At 69.3% G+C, this 19448-nt stretch carries 17 protein-coding genes and 1 pseudogene; 9 read left to right on the top strand and 9 right to left on the bottom strand.

Annotated elements, in window-relative coordinates:
* The first annotated feature begins 557 nt into the window (after window positions 1-557).
* Both ACRDSK_RS12960 and ACRDSK_RS12955 read left to right on the top strand, forming a co-directional pair.
* Window positions 558-1355 carry an SGNH/GDSL hydrolase family protein gene (locus ACRDSK_RS12960; protein WP_431440728.1) on the top strand — a complete coding sequence of 266 codons (798 nt, stop codon included), beginning with the start codon at window positions 558-560 and terminating at the stop codon, window positions 1353-1355.
* A gap of 498 nt (window positions 1356-1853) precedes the next feature.
* Entirely contained in the window at window positions 1854-3155 is a 1302-nt protein-coding gene (locus ACRDSK_RS12955) for a M14 family metallopeptidase (protein WP_431440726.1), read from the top strand.
* A 94-nt stretch (window positions 3156-3249) separates the two neighbouring features.
* Here the strand turns inward: ACRDSK_RS12955 and ACRDSK_RS12950 are convergent, their stop codons facing one another.
* Together ACRDSK_RS12950 and ACRDSK_RS12945 are read right to left on the bottom strand one after the other, a co-directional pair.
* Window positions 3250-3447 carry a hypothetical protein gene (locus ACRDSK_RS12950; protein WP_431440724.1) on the bottom strand — a complete coding sequence of 66 codons (198 nt, stop codon included), beginning with the start codon at window positions 3445-3447 and terminating at the stop codon, window positions 3250-3252.
* 215 nt (window positions 3448-3662) lie between these two features.
* Window positions 3663-4148: a hypothetical protein gene (locus ACRDSK_RS12945; RefSeq protein ID WP_431440722.1), complete on the bottom strand. Its 486-nt coding sequence runs from the start codon at window positions 4146-4148 to the stop codon at window positions 3663-3665.
* A gap of 254 nt (window positions 4149-4402) precedes the next feature.
* Here ACRDSK_RS12945 and ACRDSK_RS12940 point away from each other — a divergent pair, with 254 nt between their 5' ends.
* Window positions 4403-4480, top strand: a complete 78-nt coding sequence (locus ACRDSK_RS12940) for an LPXTG cell wall anchor domain-containing protein (protein ID WP_431440733.1) — start codon at window positions 4403-4405, stop codon at window positions 4478-4480.
* Window positions 4481-4684: 204 nt separating this feature from the next.
* Here ACRDSK_RS12940 and ACRDSK_RS12935 read toward each other — a convergent pair whose 3' ends face one another.
* Window positions 4685-5509, bottom strand: coding sequence for a DUF72 domain-containing protein (locus tag ACRDSK_RS12935; protein ID WP_431440732.1), 825 nt, complete (start codon window positions 5507-5509; stop codon window positions 4685-4687).
* A gap of 97 nt (window positions 5510-5606) precedes the next feature.
* Between ACRDSK_RS12935 and ACRDSK_RS12930 the strand changes: the two genes are divergently transcribed.
* Complete coding sequence (locus ACRDSK_RS12930) at window positions 5607-6548, top strand: NAD-dependent epimerase/dehydratase family protein (protein ID WP_431440720.1); 942 nt, start codon at window positions 5607-5609, stop codon at window positions 6546-6548.
* A 15-nt stretch (window positions 6549-6563) separates the two neighbouring features.
* Here ACRDSK_RS12930 and ACRDSK_RS12925 read toward each other — a convergent pair whose 3' ends face one another.
* The gene (locus tag ACRDSK_RS12925; RefSeq protein ID WP_431440718.1) at window positions 6564-7616 is read right to left on the bottom strand and encodes a LacI family DNA-binding transcriptional regulator; all 1053 of its coding nucleotides are present in this window, start codon (window positions 7614-7616) and stop codon (window positions 6564-6566) included.
* Window positions 7617-7764: 148 nt separating this feature from the next.
* Here ACRDSK_RS12925 and ACRDSK_RS12920 point away from each other — a divergent pair, with 148 nt between their 5' ends.
* The 5 genes from ACRDSK_RS12920 to ACRDSK_RS12900 all read left to right on the top strand — a co-directional run bounded on the left by ACRDSK_RS12920 (window position 7765) and on the right by ACRDSK_RS12900 (window position 13858).
* On the top strand, window positions 7765-9051 hold the full coding sequence (locus tag ACRDSK_RS12920) for an ABC transporter substrate-binding protein (RefSeq protein ID WP_431440716.1): 1287 nt from the start codon (window positions 7765-7767) through the stop codon (window positions 9049-9051).
* Between the two features lie 129 nt (window positions 9052-9180).
* A complete protein-coding gene (locus tag ACRDSK_RS12915; protein ID WP_431440714.1) occupies window positions 9181-9990 on the top strand; it encodes a carbohydrate ABC transporter permease in 810 nt (269 codons plus the stop codon).
* Entirely contained in the window at window positions 9987-10802 is an 816-nt protein-coding gene (locus tag ACRDSK_RS12910; RefSeq protein WP_431440712.1) for a carbohydrate ABC transporter permease, read from the top strand. Before ACRDSK_RS12915 ends, ACRDSK_RS12910 begins: the two co-directional genes overlap by 4 nt.
* 10 nt (window positions 10803-10812) lie before the next feature.
* Window positions 10813-12693, top strand: a complete 1881-nt coding sequence (locus ACRDSK_RS12905) for a glycoside hydrolase family 127 protein (RefSeq protein ID WP_431440710.1) — start codon at window positions 10813-10815, stop codon at window positions 12691-12693.
* Between the two features lie 256 nt (window positions 12694-12949).
* Window positions 12950-13858, top strand: a complete 909-nt coding sequence (locus ACRDSK_RS12900) for an alpha/beta fold hydrolase (RefSeq protein WP_431440708.1) — start codon at window positions 12950-12952, stop codon at window positions 13856-13858.
* A gap of 34 nt (window positions 13859-13892) precedes the next feature.
* Here ACRDSK_RS12900 and ACRDSK_RS12895 read toward each other — a convergent pair whose 3' ends face one another.
* The 5 genes and pseudogenes from ACRDSK_RS12895 to ACRDSK_RS12875 form a co-directional block, all read right to left on the bottom strand.
* Entirely contained in the window at window positions 13893-15098 is a 1206-nt protein-coding gene (locus ACRDSK_RS12895) for an amidohydrolase (RefSeq protein ID WP_431440706.1), read from the bottom strand.
* 65 nt (window positions 15099-15163) lie between these two features.
* A complete protein-coding gene (locus ACRDSK_RS12890; protein ID WP_431440704.1) occupies window positions 15164-16735 on the bottom strand; it encodes an ABC transporter substrate-binding protein in 1572 nt (523 codons plus the stop codon).
* 9 nt (window positions 16736-16744) lie between these two features.
* Window positions 16745-18673 (bottom strand): hypothetical protein, encoded by a 1929-nt coding sequence (locus tag ACRDSK_RS12885; RefSeq protein ID WP_431440702.1) that lies wholly within the window; start codon window positions 18671-18673, stop codon window positions 16745-16747.
* A 160-nt stretch (window positions 18674-18833) separates the two neighbouring features.
* A complete protein-coding gene (locus tag ACRDSK_RS12880; RefSeq protein WP_431440730.1) occupies window positions 18834-19010 on the bottom strand; it encodes a BBE domain-containing protein in 177 nt (58 codons plus the stop codon).
* 70 nt (window positions 19011-19080) lie between these two features.
* Window positions 19081-19395: pseudogene (locus ACRDSK_RS12875) on the bottom strand (FAD-binding protein); the annotation flags it as partial.
* Window positions 19396-19448 lie beyond the last annotated feature (53 nt).

Genomic DNA, 19448 nt, shown 5'->3' with positions numbered 1-19448 from the left:
CGCCCGTGACAACGGTGGCGAAGCGTCTCATTCCAGGGATTCTCGGGATTCGCACGATGATCTCCTCGATTCTGCGGTCCGGAGACCGCGAGCAGGGGTGAATCGGGAATGGGCGGGTGACGACTGTCATCCGCCTTTCACCATGGCACTTGCCAGAGAAGCCGAGCAAGAACGCGTCATTCCCACATTCACGGCCACGGCCGGTGATCGGCGCGCACCAGCACCGGGCGGCGGCGCGTGACGGGGTCGGCATCGGCTGATGTCGGACTCGGTGTCGACGCCTGCGAGACCTCGGCGCCGAGGTGGTCGAGATCGGTACCGGGGGAGACCCCTTCCACGCGCCGGCCAGAGCCCCGTACGAAAGGCGCGGGCGCACTCGGCTCCCGGTCGCCGTCTACTACCGGCAGCTCTGACCGGAGCACGGCACCGCCGGCTTCGACCTCGCCCGGCCGTCCCAAGGGAATCTGGCAACGGATGCCTCTGAAGGGCGGCTTCCGGTTGGTGATGTTCCGACCGATCATGGGTGGGTCGGGAAACCCTGCATCCCGGAGGTAACGATGAGGTTCTCTCCTCCCATCCTGAGATCCGTCCTCGCCGCCGCGCTCGCGGCCGCGACTGTCGTGGGGCTGGCAGCGCCGGCCTCGGCGGCGGCCGGCAGGTACGTCGCGCTCGGTGACTCGTACTCGTCCGGCACCGGCGCGGGCAGCTACGGCGACAGCGGTGGCTGCAAGCGAAGTGCGAACTCCTACCCACGGCTGTGGGCGAACGCGAACGCCCCTTCGTCGTTCGCGTTCGTGGCCTGTTCCGGAGCGGTGACCAGTGACGTGCTGAACAACCAGGTCTCGGCCGTCACGTCGGACACAGCCCTGGTGACCATCTCGATCGGCGGCAACGACGCCGGCTTCGCCGACGTCATGACCGACTGCAACCTCGGCTCGGACTCGGCGTGCGTGAGCCGCAACCAGGAGGCGCAGAACTTCGCGCGCACCACGTTGCCCGGGCGGCTGAACAACGTCTACACCCAGATCCGCGACCGTGCGCCGAGTGCGCGGGTCGTGGTGCTGGGGTACCCGCACATCTACGAGCTCGACGGCTCGTGCTGGGCGGGCCTGAGCGAAACCAAGCGCGCGGCGATCAACCAGTCCTCGGACGTGCTGTCGTCGGTCGTCTCCGGCCGGGCCACCGCATTCGGCTTCACCTACATCGACGCCCGCAACACGTTCCGCGGCCACGAGATCTGCGCGTCCGGTGCTCGCTGGATCAACAGCGTCACCTGGCCCGTCGACGAGTCCTACCACCCGAACGCCGCCGGCCAGCGTGGCGGCTACTACAACGCCTTGGAGTCAGTGGCGTAACCGTCTCGATCGGGGCCCGGCCGCGTCGTGCGAGCCGGGCCTCTGTCGTAGGGGCCGCGTGCGCGTCGGTGAGCAGTCGTCTTGACCGGTTGCGTATGGCAAGCCGTGCGCCACGCCACGGCGAGGACGCTCTGCTCGCCGTGGTGCAGGGCGAGCACCTTGACACCTACGACTTCTAGGACGAGGCCGCGCTCTGGATGGTGCCGCACCCGGCCAACCCACCGATTCTCACCGGCCGAGAGCTGTACGCGATCATGTGGTGACCTTCGCCCTTCGCGCCGCACGACGGTCCGTCTCGCGTCAGAGTCGTGACTGCCTGCCTCCCAAGCGCGGCCCTCAGCATCCGACGCCGACCCAGCGACGAGCTACTCTGCGGCGACAATTGGCAAACGGTGTGCCTGATTGCCGGTTGTGATGGCGCCTGTACCGGTGGAACCTAGAGCGCACAACACATTCCGCCAACACCGCATCGTCGGTGAGCCCCGCGGGAGGTACAGCGTGAAACGTACCCGTATCTCAATCGTGGCCGGCGTCGTTCTCGCCGCCACCACGATCCTGTCAGTCACCAACGCACCGGCGACCGTGGCCCAGCCACCCGGAGCGCCGTCAGACAGCGGCGAGTACCGGGTGGCGCAGGTCAAGACCGCCCAGCAACGCAGCGAGATCGCCCGCACCGGCGCCGCGGTCGACTCCGCGGAGCACGGCGGGGTGAACATCACCGCGACAGCCGAGGAGGTCCGGCGAATCCGGGCACTGGGCTACGACGTCCAGCGCCAGGAACTCTCTGTCCCGCCAGGCACTGGAGCGGCACCGCTCGACTTCCCGCCCGCGGACTCGAGGTACCACAACTACGCCGAGATGACCGCCGAGGTCAACCAGGCGCTGGTCGACCATCCGACGCTGATCAGCAAGCGCGTGATCGGCCGGTCGTACCAGAACCGGGAGATCTGGGCGCTCAAGCTCTCCGACAACGTCGCGACCGACGAGGCCGAGCCCGAGGTGCTGTTCACCCACCATCAGCACGCCCGCGAGCATCTGACCGTCGAGATGGCGCTGTACCTGGTGAAGCTGTTCACCGACGAGTACGCCACCGACACGCGGGTCCGGAACCTGGTCAACAGCCGGGAGATCTGGCTCGTGCCGGACCTGAACCCGGACGGCGGCGAGTACGACATCGCCGCCGGCACGTACCGAAGCTGGCGCAAGAACCGGCAACCCAACTCCGGCTCGTCGAACGTGGGCACCGACCTGAACCGCAACTGGGCCTACAACTGGGGCTGCTGCGGCGGTTCCTCCGGTAGCACCGGCAGCGCGACCTACCGCGGCCCCAGCGCGGCGTCGGCGCCCGAGGTACGGGTGGTCCGCGACTTCGTGCAGAGCCGGGTGGTCGGTGGTCGGCAGCAGATCATCACACACATCGACTTCCACACCTACAGCCAGCTGATCCTGTGGCCGTACGGCTACACGTTCAACGACCTCGCACCCGGCCTCAGCCAGGCGGAGCGCGACACCCATGCCCGGCTCGGGCAGATGATGGCGCAGACCAACGGCTACACACCCGAACAGTCGTCGGACCTGTACATCACCGACGGGACGATCAACGACTGGCTGTGGGGCGTGCAACGGATCTACACCTACACCTTCGAGATGTACCCGGGACCCAGCGGATCGGGCGGCGGCTTCTACCCGCCCGACGAGGTGATCACCCGCGAGACCACTCGCAACCGGGCGGCCGTGCTGCTGCTGCTCGACTACTCCGACTGCCCGAGGCGCGTCATCGGTCAGACCTGCGCCGCCTGACCAACAACGCAGCGGTGCCCGCGCGACCTCATGTGCGGGCACCGCCGCCGCCCGTCCGCACGGCAGCGAACCGCCCGTGCCGCGCCGTCCGGCGTCAAGGGGTCGCTGGGTCGTCGAACAGGTCGCCCTCCATGCTGCCGTGCGTGGTGTCCGGGGCTGGTTGCGCCGGTTCGAGTTGGTCGGCCGGCGGATCGAGGGTTTCCTCGGTGGCCGCGGGTGGTTCGAGATCGATCGCGTGCGGCTCGTGGGCGGTCGACTCGGTCATCGGCAGGCCGTCGTTCATCGCGGTCATCGAACGCCTCCTCGCCACGGTGGTGCAGGTGGAGTACCCATCCTTGCGCCGGTCACGCCTGTCGACGACACGCAGGCTGCGGTCTCGCGAACCTCGTCCATCCAAAGAGGACGATGCGTCGGCTCACCGACGCGGCGCCGGGCCGGTTCCAGACCCTCGAATCCGAGGCGCTCGGGGTGAAGGGGCTTGTTCTGCCGCCCCTCCACCCCGGGTCGCTAGTAGTACGCCGGGTCCCAGCAGTTCTTGTCCTCGGGATAGTCCCCGGGCGCCGGCTCCTCCGGGGGCGGGGCGTCGGGCTCGTAGCCGTCCTCGGGGTTCGGCCCCTGGCTCGGGTCGTGGTCCGGCGGGCAAGTCGGGCCGTCGTTCGCGTCGTCGCCCGGGTAGGTCGGGTCTTCCCAGATGACGGGGCCGGGATCGCTCGCCGGCCCGGGGGCGGGGGCGGTCGGGCCGGGTTCGTGAGCCTCCCCGGGAGCGGGGGTCGGTTCCCAGAAGATCGGGCCGGACTCGTTCGGCGGCTCGTCGTGCGGGTGCTGGCCCCAGCCGTCGTCGTAGATGATCGGGCCGGACTCGATCGGCACGTCCTCGCCGGGTTGGGACTCGATCGGGTCCACCCAGACGGTCTCGTCGTCCAGCTGCTCCGTCCGGTCGACGTCGGTCAGCGCCTTCAGCAGTTCGCCCAGGCCGACTTGCGGGTTCGTCATCGTTCTGCTCCTCGGATGCTCGATCGGGCGACGGACTTCGCCCGGTTGGGCACAAGTCTCGGTCCCTCGCCCGCCGCTGCCATCGGGGCGAACCCCCTCAGACCCCCGTCGCGCCAACCAAGCCCCCTGGCTGGCGCCGCCGTACCTCCGGAAACGTCGCCGCCGACTAGTTCGGGCGATCTCGCCAGTCGGTCCGCGACCACCGCGCGCGACCGTCCGGTCAGCTCGTGACCTGATAGGCGGCCGACGTCTCGGTGCTACTGGCCGGACTGCTCCTGCTCACCACCGGCACCATCCTGCTGTTCGTTCGGCGCCGCCGCACGGGGGCGTGACCCGAGCGTGCCGTTTCGTTCTGCTCCAATTCATCTCGTCGGTGCGCGTTGAACCGCATTGTGATCTCCAGGATTTCTCCATTTGATCAGTCGCGCCTGAGCGCGCGTTCCGCCGGGGCACCTCCGACGAGCACGGCCGGTCACCGTGTCGTCGGCCTGTCAGGCGGCCGCGAACGGCGTGAGCGTGCGACGGCTGCTAGCAGCTCAGAACAGGGTCGCGGGCTCGACCGGGTCCGGCTCGGGCAGCGCGTCGAGGCCGGGCACCAGCGCTCGCACGTCGTCGTGGAACCGGCGGGCGAGCGCCGGCGCGTCGTCGTTGTCGGGGGTGTGCACGAAGACCGTTGGCGACCGGCCCTCGCGCAGCCAGCCGGCGACCACGCCGGTCCACGGCCGCCACCCCTCGACCGTCTCCTCGACCGAGTCCCGGCCCAGGTAGCGGACGATCGGCCGGTCGGTCAGCGCCCGCGTCCGCCGCGGCAGCCGCGGTTTCTTGGCCCAGGCGTCCTGCGCGGCCTCGCTGTTCGGCGGACTCTGGAAGAAGACCGTGGTGTCGAACGGCACCCACTCGGCGTCCGCGTCGGCGAGTGCCCTCTCCAGCAGCGACGTCGAGCCGGCGTCGGTGAAGAACCCGGGGTGGCGCACCTCCACGGCGCGTCGGCGGTCGGCGGGAAGCCGGCGCAGGAAGCGGCCGAGGGCGTCGACGTCCGAGGGGCCGAACGAGGCGGGCAACTGGGTCCACAGGACCGCCCGTTCGCCGAGGGGTTCGATCGCGTCCAGGAACGCCCGCATCTCGGCCTCGACACCGGCGAACCGGCGTTCGTGCGTGACGACCTTGGGCAGCTTGACCACGAACCGGAAGCCGGGGTCGGTCTGCCGCGCCCAGGTCGCGACGGTGTCTCGGGCGGGGGTCGCGTAGAAGGTGGTGTTGCCCTCGACCGCGTTGCACCAGCCGGCGTAGGCCCGCAGGCGCTCCTTGGCCGGCAGCGACTGCGGCAGGAACCGCCCGGGCCACGCCTTGTGGGTCCACATCGCGCAACCGACATGAAGACGCGCCACTCCGCCCACCTCCCGTCGATCGTGCGTGCAAACGTACCGGCGCGCCCACCTGGGCTCGTAGGATTCCTCCATGGCTCGAGTGGTGGTGCTGGGCGGAACCGGGCACATCGGCGGCTACCTGGTGCCACGGCTGGCGGCGGCCGGACACGAGGTGACGGTGGTGACCAGGGGGAAGTCCACGCCGTACCGGCCGATCGGCTCGGTCGAGACGGTGCTCGCCGACCGCGCCGACCCGACGTTCGGCACGCGGGTGCGTGACCTGGAGCCGGAGGTCGTGATCGACCTGATCTGCTTCGACCTGGCCAGTGCCCGAGAGCTGGTCGAGACGTTGCGCGGTCGGGTGCAGCACTTCCTGCACTGCGGGACCGTGTGGGTGCACGGTCCGTCCTCGGTCGTCCCAACCTCCGAGGATGCGCCGCGGCATCCGTTCGGTGAGTACGGGGTCGCCAAGGCCGAGATCGAGCGCTGGCTGCTCGCCGAGGCGCGCCGCACCGGCTTCCCGGCCACCGTGCTGCATCCGGGGCACATCGTCGGCCCCGGCTGGCCACCGATCAACCCCGCCGGCCACCTGGAGCTGAAGGTCTTCCACGCCCTTGCCGCGGGGGAGGAGCTGGTGCTGCCGAACCTGGGTATGGAGACGCTGCACCATGTCCACGCCGACGACGTGGCCCAGTCCTTCACCGCCGCGATGGCGCATCGAAGCGTGTCGCTGGGGGAGAGCTTTCACGTTGTCTCCCCGGCCGCGCTGACGTTGCGCGGCTACGCGGAGGCGGTGGCGGCCTGGTACGGCCGGGAACCGAGGCTGGCGTTCCAGCCCTGGGACGACTGGCGCCAGACGGTCGCACCGGGCTCGGCCGACCTGACGTGGGACCACATCGCCCACAGTCCCAACGCGAGCATCGCGAAGGCGACCCGCCTGCTGGACTACCGACCTCGCTACAGCTCGCTGGAAGCTGTTCGCGAGTCCCTGGATTGGCTTGCGGCGCAAGGCGCCGTCCCGCCATTTTCCTGACGAGACCAAGCTCGTCTACTGTGGACTCTGCGGTTGTGGCGGAATGGGGACAGCCGTCGAGTCGCGGATGACCAGCCGGCAGGGATGGGTGTGTCTGCCGGGGGCGGGCTCCCCGTTGATCGAGGCCAGCAGGAGGTTGGCGGCGGTTCGGCCGAGCTCCTCCAGTTCCATGTCCACACTGGTCAGTGCGGGCTGGCAGCCCAGGACCATCACGTCCCAGTTGTCGAAGCCGATCAGTGCCACGTCGTCGGGGATCCGGCGGCCGGCCCCCCGGAGCGCGTCGGCCACGCCGCGGGCGATCTGGTCACTGCCGCAGAAGACGGCGTCGAAGTCCGCGCCGAGCAGGATCTGCACCGCCTGCCGGCCCCATGCCTCACTCCACTCACCGAACAACGGCGGGGCGACCAGGTCGAGACCGGCCTCGGCGAGCCGGTCCTCGGCGGCGGCGGCACGTACCGCGGCGGAGTGGTGGTGTTCGGGGCCGGTGATGTGGGCGATGCGGCGCCGGCCGACCGCGAGGAGGTGATCGACCGCCTTGCGCGCGCCGCCCTCCTCGTCCGGCACGACAGAACAGTCTCCCGGGCCGGTCGAGCTGATGAAGGCGTATACCACCGGGATGGGCAGGCCGGCGCCGATCGGTGCGCGGGCCTTGGTGCGGCGGCCGGTGACGATGATGCCGTCGACGCGGCGGCTCAGCAGGGTGCGCAGGTAGTACTGCTCGCGGATGGGGTCGTCGCGTGCGTCGCACATGAAGACTGACATCTCGCCGGCGCCCAGCGCGTCCTCGGCGCCCATCATGAGCGGGATGCTGAACCGGCCGATGGTGTCCGTGGTGATCATGCCGACCGTGTAGGTCCGGCCGGAGTTCAGTGCCACGGCCGCCTTGTTCGACTGGAAAGCGAGCTGCTCGGCCGCGGACAACACCCGGCCCCGGGTCTCCGGGCGCAGCGACCCCCGGCCGTTGAGCGCCTTGGACGCGGTGCCGACCGAGACGCCGGCGAGTTGGGCGACGTCACTGATCGTGGCCGGCTTGTTTCCGACTGCGTTGCCGAGGTTTTCCGTGGGCATTGACGCAGGATACCTCCTGTCGCCACGGATCGTTGTCATTCAACGACTTGACACTCCACGGTGTGGTGCTAGCGTGTCGGAAAACGGTTTCCGAAGTTTCCTCATCACTCCTCGTCGCCAGACCCATGGCCTGGTGTTAGGAGGCACGATGACTCGACCCAGGGCCATCGCCGCCGCATTGGCCGGCGTACTCGCCCTCACGGCCTGTCAGAGCGGTCCGTCGACAGAGTCGGCCGGAGACACGAAGTCGGTGGACGACGGCACGACGATCACCCTGTGGACGCGGGCGCCGACGCAGACCTTCACCCAGACTCTGGTCGACGCGTACAACGCCGGCCACAAGAACAAGGTGAAGATGACGGCCTTCCCGGCCGACTCCTACCAGCAGAAGGTCGGCACGGCCGTGGGCGCGAAGCAACTGCCCGACGTGCTCGCCGCCGACGTGGTGTACGCCCCCAACTACGCGTCCAAGGGTGTGTACCTGGACATCACCGCGCGGGTGAACGAGCTGTCGTTCAAGGACACGCTCGCGCCCGCGCACATGAAGGTGGCCACCTACAACGGAAAGAACTACGGCGTCCCGCACGACATCGACCTGTCGGCGATCTTCTACAACAAGGTGCTGTTCGAACGGGCCGGCCTGGACCCGGAAAAGCCACCGACCACTTTGGACGAAGTGGCCGCCTACGCCAAGAAGATCCAGGCACTCGGCGGCGGCGTCAGCGGCTACTTCTTCGGCGGCGCCTGCCCAGGCTGCCAGCTGTTCACCAGCTGGCCGATGATCTGGGCCTCGGGCGGCGAGGTGCTCAACGAGGAGGGCACCGCGTCCACGATCGACAACCCGACGGCGGCCAAGGTGTACTCGTTCCTCCGCAAGCTGTACGACGACGGGGTCGTGCCGAAGTCGGCGAAGAACGAGTCCGGTCCGACGTGGGGCCAGCTGTTCACCGAAGGCAAGGTCGGCATCCAGCCACAGGGCGCCACCTTGCTACAGGCCCTCGAGGAGGGGCCGGACCTGGAGGTCGGGGTCGCGCCGATCCCGGGCCTGACCGGCGGCAGCTCGTCGTTCGTCGGCGGTGACGTGCTCGGCATCAGCGCCAACAGCCAGCACGCCGCGGCGGCGTGGGACTTCATCTCCTGGACGTTGTCGGAGGAGGCGCAGGTGGACGTGGTGGCGAAGAGCAAGAACATCACGGTCCGGTCCGACCTGGCCGACAACACCTATGCCAAGCAGGATCCACGACTCGGCGTCTTCAACAAGCTCGCCGGCGAGGGGCAGACGCCGATCGCGGTCAACTTCGGCAAGACCTACAACGATCCCAACGGGCCATGGACGGCGGCGGTGATCGACGCCGTGTTCGGCAGCGCTGACGCGGCATCGGCCTTGCGCGAGCACAACGCGGCCATCACCGACTCGCTGGCCAGTGGCGGCTGAGGCGTAGTGTCGCTGTCGCCATCGAGGGTGTCGGCGCCGGCAGCTGCGGCGCCGACACCTCGCCCGACATCCCGCCGCCTCTCGATCGACCGGCGCCGAAGCCGGCTGGGGATGCTGTACTCGGCTCCGATGGCGGCTCTGGTGGTGGTGCTGTTCGTCATCCCGCTGGTGCTGATGGTGTGGATGTCGCTCAACCACTGGCCGCTGCTCGGCGCGTCCGCACCCAACGGCGTGGAGAACTACCAGGCCTTGAAGGATCCGCTGTTCCTGCGCGCGGTCTGGTTCACGCTGAAGTACACGGCGATCACCACGGTCGTGCTCGGTCTGGTCGCGTTCGGACTGGCGTTGCTGGTGCAGCGGGACCGGCCCGCGGTCGGCGCCTTCCGCACCGTCTTCTTCCTGCCCAGCGCGGTCGGGCTCGCGTCGACCACGCTGCTGTTCTACGGGCTGTTCAACACCGACGCGTCCCCACTGAACGAGCTGGTGCGGTTCCTCGGCCTCGGCGACGTGGACTGGCTCGGCTCGAACGGCAGCACGCTCGCCTCGACCGTCGGCATGATCACCTGGCGTTTCGCCGGCTTCTACATGCTCATCCTGATGACCGGCCTGCAGAGCATCGATCCGGAGCTGTACGAGGCGGCGCGGATCGACGGCGCCAACCGGTGGCAGATCATGTGGCGAGTGACGCTGCCGCTGCTGCGGCCGACGATCGCGCTGACCCTGGTGCTGTCGCTGACCGGCTCGCTGCTGGCGTTCGACCAGTTCTTCATCCTCACCGGCGGCCGGCACGACACCGCCACGGTGGTGATCGACATCTACCGCGAGGCGTTCCTGTCGCAGGATCTCGGCCGGGCGGCCGCGGTCTCGGTGGCGACGCTCGCCGTGCTGATCGTGCTGAACATCGCACAGCTGAGGCTGATCCGCCGCGAGGGGCGGTGAACGCGTTGCGCAGAGCCGGGTTCTTCGTCACCTGCGCCGCGCTGGCGGTGCTGTTCCTGCTGCCGATGCTGTGGACGGCCTACGCGTCGGTGCACGGACGGCAGGCCGCGAGCGGCGGCCAGGGCTGGGGAGGGGACAACTACCGGCGGCTCGCCGACTACGGCATCGGGCTGGGTACCTACCTGTTCAACACGACCGTGGTCGCGGTCGTCGCGGTCACCGTGACCGTCGCGACGACCACCCTCGGCGGGTACGCCGCGGCCCGGCTCGCCTTTCCCGGGCGCAATGTTCTCTTCCTGGTCACGCTGGCCATTCTGATGGTGCCGTACACGACGATCCTGGTGCCGCTGTACATCCTGCTCGGCTGGATCGGCCTGCAGAACTCACTGATCGGCCTCGGGCTGGTGATGGCCGTGCTCCAGCTGCCGTTCGGTCTGTTCATGATGCGGAACTCCTTCGAGGCGCTGCCAACCGAGCTGGAGGAGGCGGCGCTCATCGACGGCTGCACGATCGGCGGCGCGTTGCGCCGGGTGCTGCTGCGTGGGGTGCTGCCCGGCATCGTCACCATCGCGCTGTTCTCGTTCCTGGCGTCGTGGAACGAGTTCGTCGCGCCGCTGATCTTCCTCACCGACGGCGAGAAGTTCACGCTGCCGGTCGCGTTGTTCAACCTCCAGTCCGGCAACTTCGGCTCGGTCGACTTCGGTGCGCTGCAGGCGGGTGTGGTCACCTCCGCGCTGCCGTGCGTGGCCGTGTTTCTGATCCTGCAGCGCTACTACGTGCGCGGTTTCACCTCGGGCGCCCTGAAGGGGTGAAGGAGACTCGATGCCTGGTCCCGTCTGGCCTACGTCCGCCGCCACCGCGGCACTGCGGCCATTGCCCCTCGACGACGTCACCTTCGCGCCCGGCGGCTTCCTCGGCCACTGGCAGCGGCGCAGCGCCACCCGGTCGCTGCCGCACTGCATCGGCCGACTCGGCACCGCGGGCAACCTCGACAACCTGCGCCGCGTCACCGGCGAGGCCGATGGCGACTACCAGAACATGTGGTTCGCCGACTCCGACGTCCACAAGACACTGGAGGCCGCTGCCTGGCAGCTCGGCCGGACCCCGGACGCGGCCAAGCTGCGTGCCTTCTTCGACACCACCGCGGCGCTGCTGACCAAGGCGCAGGGCGAGGACGGCTACCTCAACTCCTACGTCACCGTGGTCAAGCCGGACCAGCGCTGGCGCGACCTGCACTGGAGCCACGAGCTGTACTGCGCGGGCCACCTCATCCAGGCCGCGGTCGCCGCCGCACGGTCCGGGGTGGGCGCGGAGCTCGTCGCGGTCGCCCGGCGGTTCGCCGACCTGATCGTCGAGCGGTTCGGCACGGTCGACGACCTCGACGGGCACCCGGAGATCGAGACCGCGTTGGTGGAGCTGTACCGGGTGACCGGGCACCGGCCGTATCTCGACCAGGCCAAGCGCTTCGTCGACCTGCGCGGGCACGGGCTGCTCAACGGAGAGCACTTCGGCTCGATGTACTTGCAGGACCACGTTCCGGTACGGCGGGCCGAGACGGTCGCCGGACACGTGGTGCGCCAGCTCTACCTGCTCGCCGGCGTGGTGGACGTCGCCGTCGAGACACACGACGACGAGCTGCTGACCGCCGCGCGCCGGCTCTGGACCGACGCGTACGGCGCCAAGACCTACCTCACCGGCGCGCAGGGGTCCCGCCACCGCGACGAGGCGTTCGGCGACCCGTACGAGCTACCGCCCGACCGGGCCTACGGCGAGACCTGTGCCGCGATCGCCGGCTTCCACTGGAACTGGCGCATGCTGCTGGCCACCGGCGAGACGAAGCACGCCGACGAGATGGAACGTGCGCTCTACAACGTGATCGCCGGCTCGACCTCCCCCGACGGCACCCACTTCTTCTACTCCAACACGCTTCACCTGCGCACCGGCCACGACGGATCGCACGAGGACGCACCGTCGCAGCGGTTGCCGTGGTACACCTGCTCGTGCTGCCCGCCGAACCTCGCCCGGCTGCTGGCGTCGCTGTCCAGCTACGCCCTCACCACCGACCACAGCGGACTCCAGGTGCACCTGTACACCGCCGGCGAGGTGAACACCACAGTGGACGGTTCGCCGGTACATGTCGCGATGCGCACCGATTACCCCTGGAACGGTCGGGTCGAGCTGACCGTCACGACCGACGCGCCGATCACCCTGACACTGCGGATCCCCGGCTGGTGCCCACCGGACGAGGTCCAGGTCGATGGCACGCCGGCCGACGCCGCCGACGGCCATGTCCGGCTGCGCCGCGACTGGTCCACCGGCGCCACCGTCACGCTCGAGCTGCCCATGCCCGCTCGGGTAGTAAGGCCCCACCCACGGGTCGACGCGGTACGCGGCTGCGTCGCGCTGGCGCGTGGCCCGCTCGTCTACTGCCTGGAACAGACCGACCTGCCGCCCGGCGTCACGCTGGAGGATGTCCGGATAGACCCGAGCGCACCGCTCACCGTGAGCCGGCTGCCGGACATACCCGCGACACTCACGACGAGCGCCAACGTCCACGCGCCACCCTCGGATGCGCTGTACCCGACCGGCCCCGCCGCTGACGGCCGGGGCGAGCCGATCACGCTCACCACCGTTCCGTACTTCCTATGGGGCAACCGAGCACCGGGCCCGATGCGGGTCTGGATTCCCGTCGCCACGACATGACCTCCGCGGGGCCCCGTCTCGTAGGCAGAACTACCCATCCTGCTCGAGCCGGGATGGGGTGTTCTCCCGAGGCGTTGCGACGTCGCCCCGGCCTACCGTCATGGCCCAGGCACGCCCCGGCATCGGCCTGGGTCGGGCTACACGGGAGGCGGTCATGAACGTCGATGACAGGGCGGCGCGGCCGCATGTCAGGCGCCCAGCTGTCCATTCTGCCCAGCTGCGTCATGTCTATGACCGGGTCCTGGCCGGTGCGTCGGTGCGCAGCCGCTTCGTCGATGTGGGTGTCGGTGATCGGGTCCATCTGCTGGAGAAGGGCACCGGGCCGTCGGTCGTTGTCCTGCACGGCACCGGGAACCCGGCGGGGTTCCTGCTGCCCTTGCTGAACGACTTGGAAGGTGTCCGCGCGTTGGCCCCCGACCGACCCGGCATCGGGCTGAGCGACCCGATCGACCAACCACGAGGCCGCTTTCGCGAGATCGCGGTCGCCTGGCTGGACGACCTGCTCGACACCCTCGGACTGGAGACCACCACGCTGCTCGGCCACTCGGGCGGCGCGGTGTGGGCCTTGTGGTACGCGCTGGCTCATCCGGACCGGGTCACGCGACTCGTGCTGATCGGTCCGCCCGCGCTGCCGAAGACGCGGTGCCCGTTGCCGCTGCGCGTGGCCGCCACCCCCGGAGCAGGAGATCTGCTGTCGCGGTTGATGCGACCCACGCCCAAGTCGATGTTGAAGTTCGCCGACCAGGTGGCTGGCGAGAAGACGACACTCGCCGCTCATCCCGATCTGGTCGACCTGCTGGTGGCCGCGGGCCGAGATCCGGTCACCGACCGTGCTGCCAGGGCAGAGCTACGCATGTTCGTCTCTCCCTTCGCATTGCTGTCGCGGTCCGGGTTCCGGCGACGATCCAGCGTGAGACCCGACGAACTGAGCCGGCTGGCGATGCCCACGCTGCTGATGTGGGGCAAGGATGAGCGACTGGGCAGCGTCGCGGTCGCCCGGGCAGCAGCGGACCTGATGCAGAACGCGCGACTGGAGGTGCCGCCCACCGGGCACGCGCCATGGCTCGGCCGGCCTGCCCAGACCGCCGCGTCGGTCGCAGACTTCGTACGGCGCGAACAGAGTGGCCCGCCGACGACATCGGTCCGGTACACCGCGAACGACTGACACCGAACGGGACGCTGGGCGTCGGTCCATGTGGTCAGTCGCTGGGCGGTAGCCAGGCTCGTGTGGCGGCGGTCAGGGCGTTGGTGCCCTGGTCGAGAGTGGGGTTGATGACCGGGGCGTACAGGGGTGAGTGGTTGGCCGGTTGGGCGGCGACTCTCGTCCGGATGTCGTCCATCGATGTGGCGCCCGCGAATGCGTCGGGGTCGGCGCCACCGAGTAGCCAGTAGACCAGTGGGGCGTCGGCGGCGGTGGCGAAGATGCCGACGTCTTCGCTGCCGGTCACCGGGCCTGGATCCACGACGAACGGCGCTGTCGCGGTGAGCGCCGGGCGGGTTCGTTCGACCGCGTCCGGGTCGTTGACGGTGGCCGGGAAGGAGGTCTCGATGGTCACGTCGGGTGGTTTGGGTGCGCCGGCTGCGGTGGCCTCGCCCTGCACGATGCGTTCCACGGCCGCGAGGGTGCGGTCACGAACGTCCGGGTCGTAGGTCCGGATGTTGAGGAGGAGTTCGGCGTCGTCGGGGATGATGTTGGCGGCGGTGCCCGCGTGGATCGCGCCGACGGTGACCACGACCATGTCGGTGGCGGCGATCTCGCGGGAGGCGATGGTCTGGAGCCGCAGCACGGCCGACGCGGCCATCACAACGGGGTCCACGGCGGCCTCGGGGCGCGAGCCGTGTCCGCCTCGGCCGTGCAGGGTGATGCGGATCGTGTCGGCGGCGGCGAACGTCGGGCCGGCGCGCAGGCCCAGCATGCCGGCCGGGATGGGTGCCACGTGCTGGCCCAGCACCACGTCGGGGCGGCCGAACCGGTCGAACAGGCCGTCGTCGACCATCGCGTTCGCCCCGCCGCCGAGTTCCTCCGCGGGCTGGCATACCGCGAGCACGGTCCCCGACCACGTCGAGCGGTCGGCGGCCAAGGCGCGCGCCGCCCCAACCAGGCACGTCACGTGTACGTCGTGACCGCAGGCGTGGGCCACCGGGTTGCCGTCGACCACGACGGTGCTGGCGTAGGGCAGGCCGGTCTTCTCCTCGACCGGCAACGCGTCCATGTCCGCCCGCAGCAGTGCCGTAGGCCCGTCGCCGTTGCGTAGCACGCCGACCACGCCGGTACCGCCGACACCCTCGGTCACCTCGAACCCGGCTGCGCGCAGCTCTCGTGCCGCGACGGCGGCGGTACGGGTCTCGGCGAACCCGAGTTCCGGATGCTGGTGCAGATCGCGATACAGGTCGGCCAAGTCCATGGCGACCACTATCGACATCGGGACGTCCAACGGCAACACGAGGCTGGTCCACCGAGTCGAACGGATCAGCGTGTGAGGTGAACCTCCGCGGTCTGTTCCACCGCCGACGACGGCACCTCGATCACCGGGACCGGCTTGTTGCTGGGGTTTCCACTGTTCGCTCCGCGGTAGCTGAAACTCAGTTTCCCGGATGCACCGGGGACCTCGTCCAGGCTGTTCAGGTTGAGCATCTGGTTGAGCACGTCGACATGACTCGGCAGGGTGTGGTCCGGATGCGAACGAGCGGACAGCCGCGCCGCCTTCGCCGCGATGAGCATCGCGTCGTGGGTGGATATCGCCCCGCCGTCGTCGAGGTCTGTCTGGGCGAACCCGAGCTCGCGGTACTGGTCGTAGAACTCCTTGAAGAACTGCGGAGTTCCGGGCGCACCCCTCACCCAGCCATGTGGATCGGTCTCGGTCGCGTACACGACGCTGAGATTCTTCTCCGCCAGCTGCGCCTGCTTCGAGCGGAGTCCCAGTGCGCCGAAGTCGGCACCCGCCGCGAGCACGGTCATCGGTGTGTCCGGGCAGACCCGGTTGTGCAGCGAATCCAGAAACCCGCTGAAGTCGACGACCCGACCGGCGTAGAGAACCACTTCGGGCTTCACGGCGCACAGGTTCGCCGTGATGTTGGTGAAGAGGTCAGGGCTCGCCTCGGACAGGCCTGACTTTCCCACGAAACTCTGCGCGGGATACTCCTTCGCGAACGCCATGCCCTTGTCGAAGTCGGCGCGCAGCGATCTGGTGAACAGGTCCGAGCCGGTGCGCGTCCCGGAGCTGGGGCTGGCATCGGAGTTCGCGTCGTAGACCATCAGGGCCGAGTCCAGCTTCGGGTGGTGCCGCAGGTAGGTGCGAAGGGCCGCGACGTACTCGGTGTTGGGTGGTGAGGCCCGGACGAACCCCCGGATGGCGCCGTAGTTGAGCTGGTCGGCGGTCGCGATCGAGCTGACCATCGGGATGCCGCGCTGCGCCAGCCGCTTGGCCGCCTGCTCGGTCTGCACTGTGGACAGTCGCAGACCGACCACGGCCACCAGCGGGTCGGGGTCGTCGACCATTCCTTCCAGTTGCTCGACCACCGGCCGCCACTGCAGTTGATGGCTGCCCCAGTTGGCCAACACCAGCTTGACCAGCGGCCGCCGGTCGCCGACGGCCGCGGTGTGGTTGATGCGGTACTGCGCCGTGTACGCGCCCGCCAGCTCGTTGCGAACTTGCGCGACACTCGCTGCCGAGGTGTCGGTCACCGTCAACGGATCCAGTAGTGCGACGGTCACCGTCTCGCCGGAGCCGCTCACCCGCCGGTTCTCCGTGGCGATCCGGGCCTGGATGTCGGCGAAGGACTGGTGGAACACGAAGGTGCCGTCAGTGACCCCCACGCACTGACCGTCGATCCGCTGGACGCCGGAGCCTTCGTTCCCGCAGCTGTCATCCGGCCACACCTTGACGGCGACCACCGTGGCGACGACCGCCACCACCACGACCAGCGCGACCGTGGTGCGATGCCGGCGCAGCCGAACGCGGAGCCGCCGCCAGAAGCCCTGCGGATCGGGCGGCCCCGCCCAGTCGTCCTCTTGGCCGAACACATCATGGTCGTCGGACACGGAACCTCCTCAGCTCCACAGCTCGGCTTGCTGGCGGTGACTGTCAGCCTCGTTCAGCAGCGGTTCGGGGTCGCCATCGGCGAGCCCGGCGACGAAGTCGTAGTCGGCGGCGATCTGGCGGTGCAGGGCGCGGCGCCGGTTGGAGATGAAGGGGTCGTAGGCGATCCAGCGGGCGACGATCAGGCGGGTCAGCCGCTGGGAGCGGCGGTCGATGGCGGCGCGGAGCTGATCCATCGGCGACACGGTGGGATCGACCGGCCGGCGGGGCATGCTGGTGACCGAGCGCAGCAGCCGGACCCAGTCGGCGGAGTCGTCGGCCAGCCGCTGGCGCAGGCCCTCGCTGGCAATGGTGATGTCGCCGTTGGCCATGGCGTAGTGCAGGCTGCCTTCCTCGTCGCCGTCCTGGTCGCAGCGGGCCAAGAACCATTCGTGGACCTTCGTCCAGTCGGGCGCTTCGGCGCCGTCTCGCGCGGCAAGCTGAAGAAGCAGCAGGCGGCGCAGGACATCCGGTCCGGCTCCGCCGGAGGCCGGCCAGAGCACGGGGGCGATCTCGCGATAGCTGTTGATGCCGCCGATGAGCAGGTCCCCGCGGGCGGCGAGCAGGCTGGCGTGTTGTTTGCGGCTGGCCGCGGCGCAGGTGACCAGGTCTTCGTAGGTGTCCTCGGTGAACTCGCCGAGCAGTCGTTGCCTCAGCCGGTCGACCAGCGGCAGGCGGTCCGGGTCGCGGCCGGGTTCGGGGAGGTCCAGCAGGCGTGTCAGGGCGTCGCCGTGCTCGAGAGGGTGCTCGCGCATCGCGTCCACGAGCAGCGCGGTCGACGAGGGGTGGCCGTCGGTGAGGCGATAGACCATGGAGGTCAGCTGGTGGTTGGCGATCGACTGGACGTGGCCGTCGGGGTTGGGCGGTAGCGCCGACACCAGCACGCCTGCCTCGCGTTCGCTGAGATCACGCAGTACGAAGTGGCACCACCAGTTGGGCTCGTCGTTGACTTCTACGGCGAGATCGGCATCGCTTTCCGGGCCGACGTACTCGACCAGCCCCGGCCCGTGCACCCCCGCGAGCAGCTCGCCTCGGCTGGTGGCGACCGCGGTCACCGGATCGGCTGAATCTGTTCCACGCACCAGCCGACTTTTGCGGGCCTCTACCAAGCCGTTGACGAAATCCTGGCCGAGTGGCGTGTCGGTGTTGTCGAGTAACATCACGCAGTTGAGTGTCATCTCGAACGCGTGCTTCGATTTCTGGAACTCGTGCCGCAGGTCAGCGAGTAGGGCATTCCAGAGCAGTTCGTTGACCTGGATGGTGTGCCCCTCCCTCGTCCAGGTATTGAGATCAACGAGGGCGTCGAGCGGATTCTTCCGCAACCCACGGTCTTGGTGGGCGTACCACTCGGGAGACAACGCCCGCACGCGGCGGATCACGCGTAGCACCACTTCGATCCCGAGCCTCGCGGGGGCCTGGACCGCGGCGCCGTCTGGTGCGAGGAGTACGGCGATCGCGCCCGCGGTGTCCCGGAGAATCGGCCGTATCGCGTCGATGTCGACATGCGCGGAGAGCAGCCGCTGGACCTCCGCGCGCGCCTTCGGGCGACTGCCCGGCAGCTCGGCCTCCATGACCAACCTGCCGATCGCCAGCCGGGAGAACTCCAGAGAGCCGTACCGCTCGCACGTATTCCCGAGCTGGAAGGCGATAGCGGACAATACTTCGGGAACGGTTGCCGCCCGATTCCGCTCGAAGTCGATCCGCGCGACAGGGACACGCTGCTCGAACCGTTGAACGAGGGCGTCGACCAAGGCGGTCTTTCCGCAGCCACGGGCGCCTTCGAGTACCAGGACCGGGTGCCTGAGACTGCGCGTCACACCGCGGTGCGGTCGGCGCGCCATGAGTTGTTGCACGAGTTGCACCGCACGCCGATGCCCAAGAGTCTGATCGCCCTGCTCCACAGGTCTAGTTCTAGTCGATCACCGATCGCGGCCGCCAATCTTTGACCAAACACGTGGACGACAGGAACGCCGAGTCAGCGCTGACAAGCCGGAAGGAGTCCCGGGTCCGAACACCGTCACCTGAGCGGCCGCCACCGCTACGGGTGGGTTTGGCGCTGGTTCACAGACCGATACCGCAACGGAACAACCCGGCCGGGTCGTATGTGGCCTTGACCTCGCGTAGGCGGGGGAGGTGCTCGCCGTAGTAGTGGGCCGGGTCGCCGGCATGGGCGAGATCCGGGTAGTTCGGAAACCGGCGCCGGCGTGGTGAGTGATCGCGTACGAACCGCCGACCCAGGCGACCGCCGCGGCGCGGCTCCGGGCTGTGGCGCGCGTGCCGGTCTGCACCGTGTGCGGCCGAGCACCCCGTACCCGCCGCCGAGCACGGCCCCGGTCACGCCGACCGAGCGGCACCAGCCGACCGGCACAACCAGCCCCTCGCTCGCGAGCCGGTCCGCGAGCACGCCGACGCGCACCCCGGCGCCCACGATCACCTGGTCGGCCAGCACCTCGACCGTGTCCAGACCGCCCAGGTCCACCACGACTCCGTCCGATGTGGAGTGTTCGGCGAAGCTGTGCCCGCCGCCGCGGACCGCCCGATGAACATCTTGCGCGCGAGCTGGCCGCTGCGATCGCGCGAGGCGTTCGAACCACCCGGCTCGGGTGGTCGAGGATGTCGACAGCCGGAGCGCCGCTGGTCACTGCCGTCGGCGCCAGTCCCACGGCGCGCCGGGTG

It is taken from the genome of Actinophytocola sp. (assembly GCF_050699915.1).
Classification (GTDB): Bacteria; Actinomycetota; Actinomycetes; order Mycobacteriales; family Pseudonocardiaceae; genus Actinophytocola.
The sequence above is the reverse complement of the archived record's forward strand: the minus strand, read 5'-3'. Positions and strand labels throughout refer to the sequence as shown.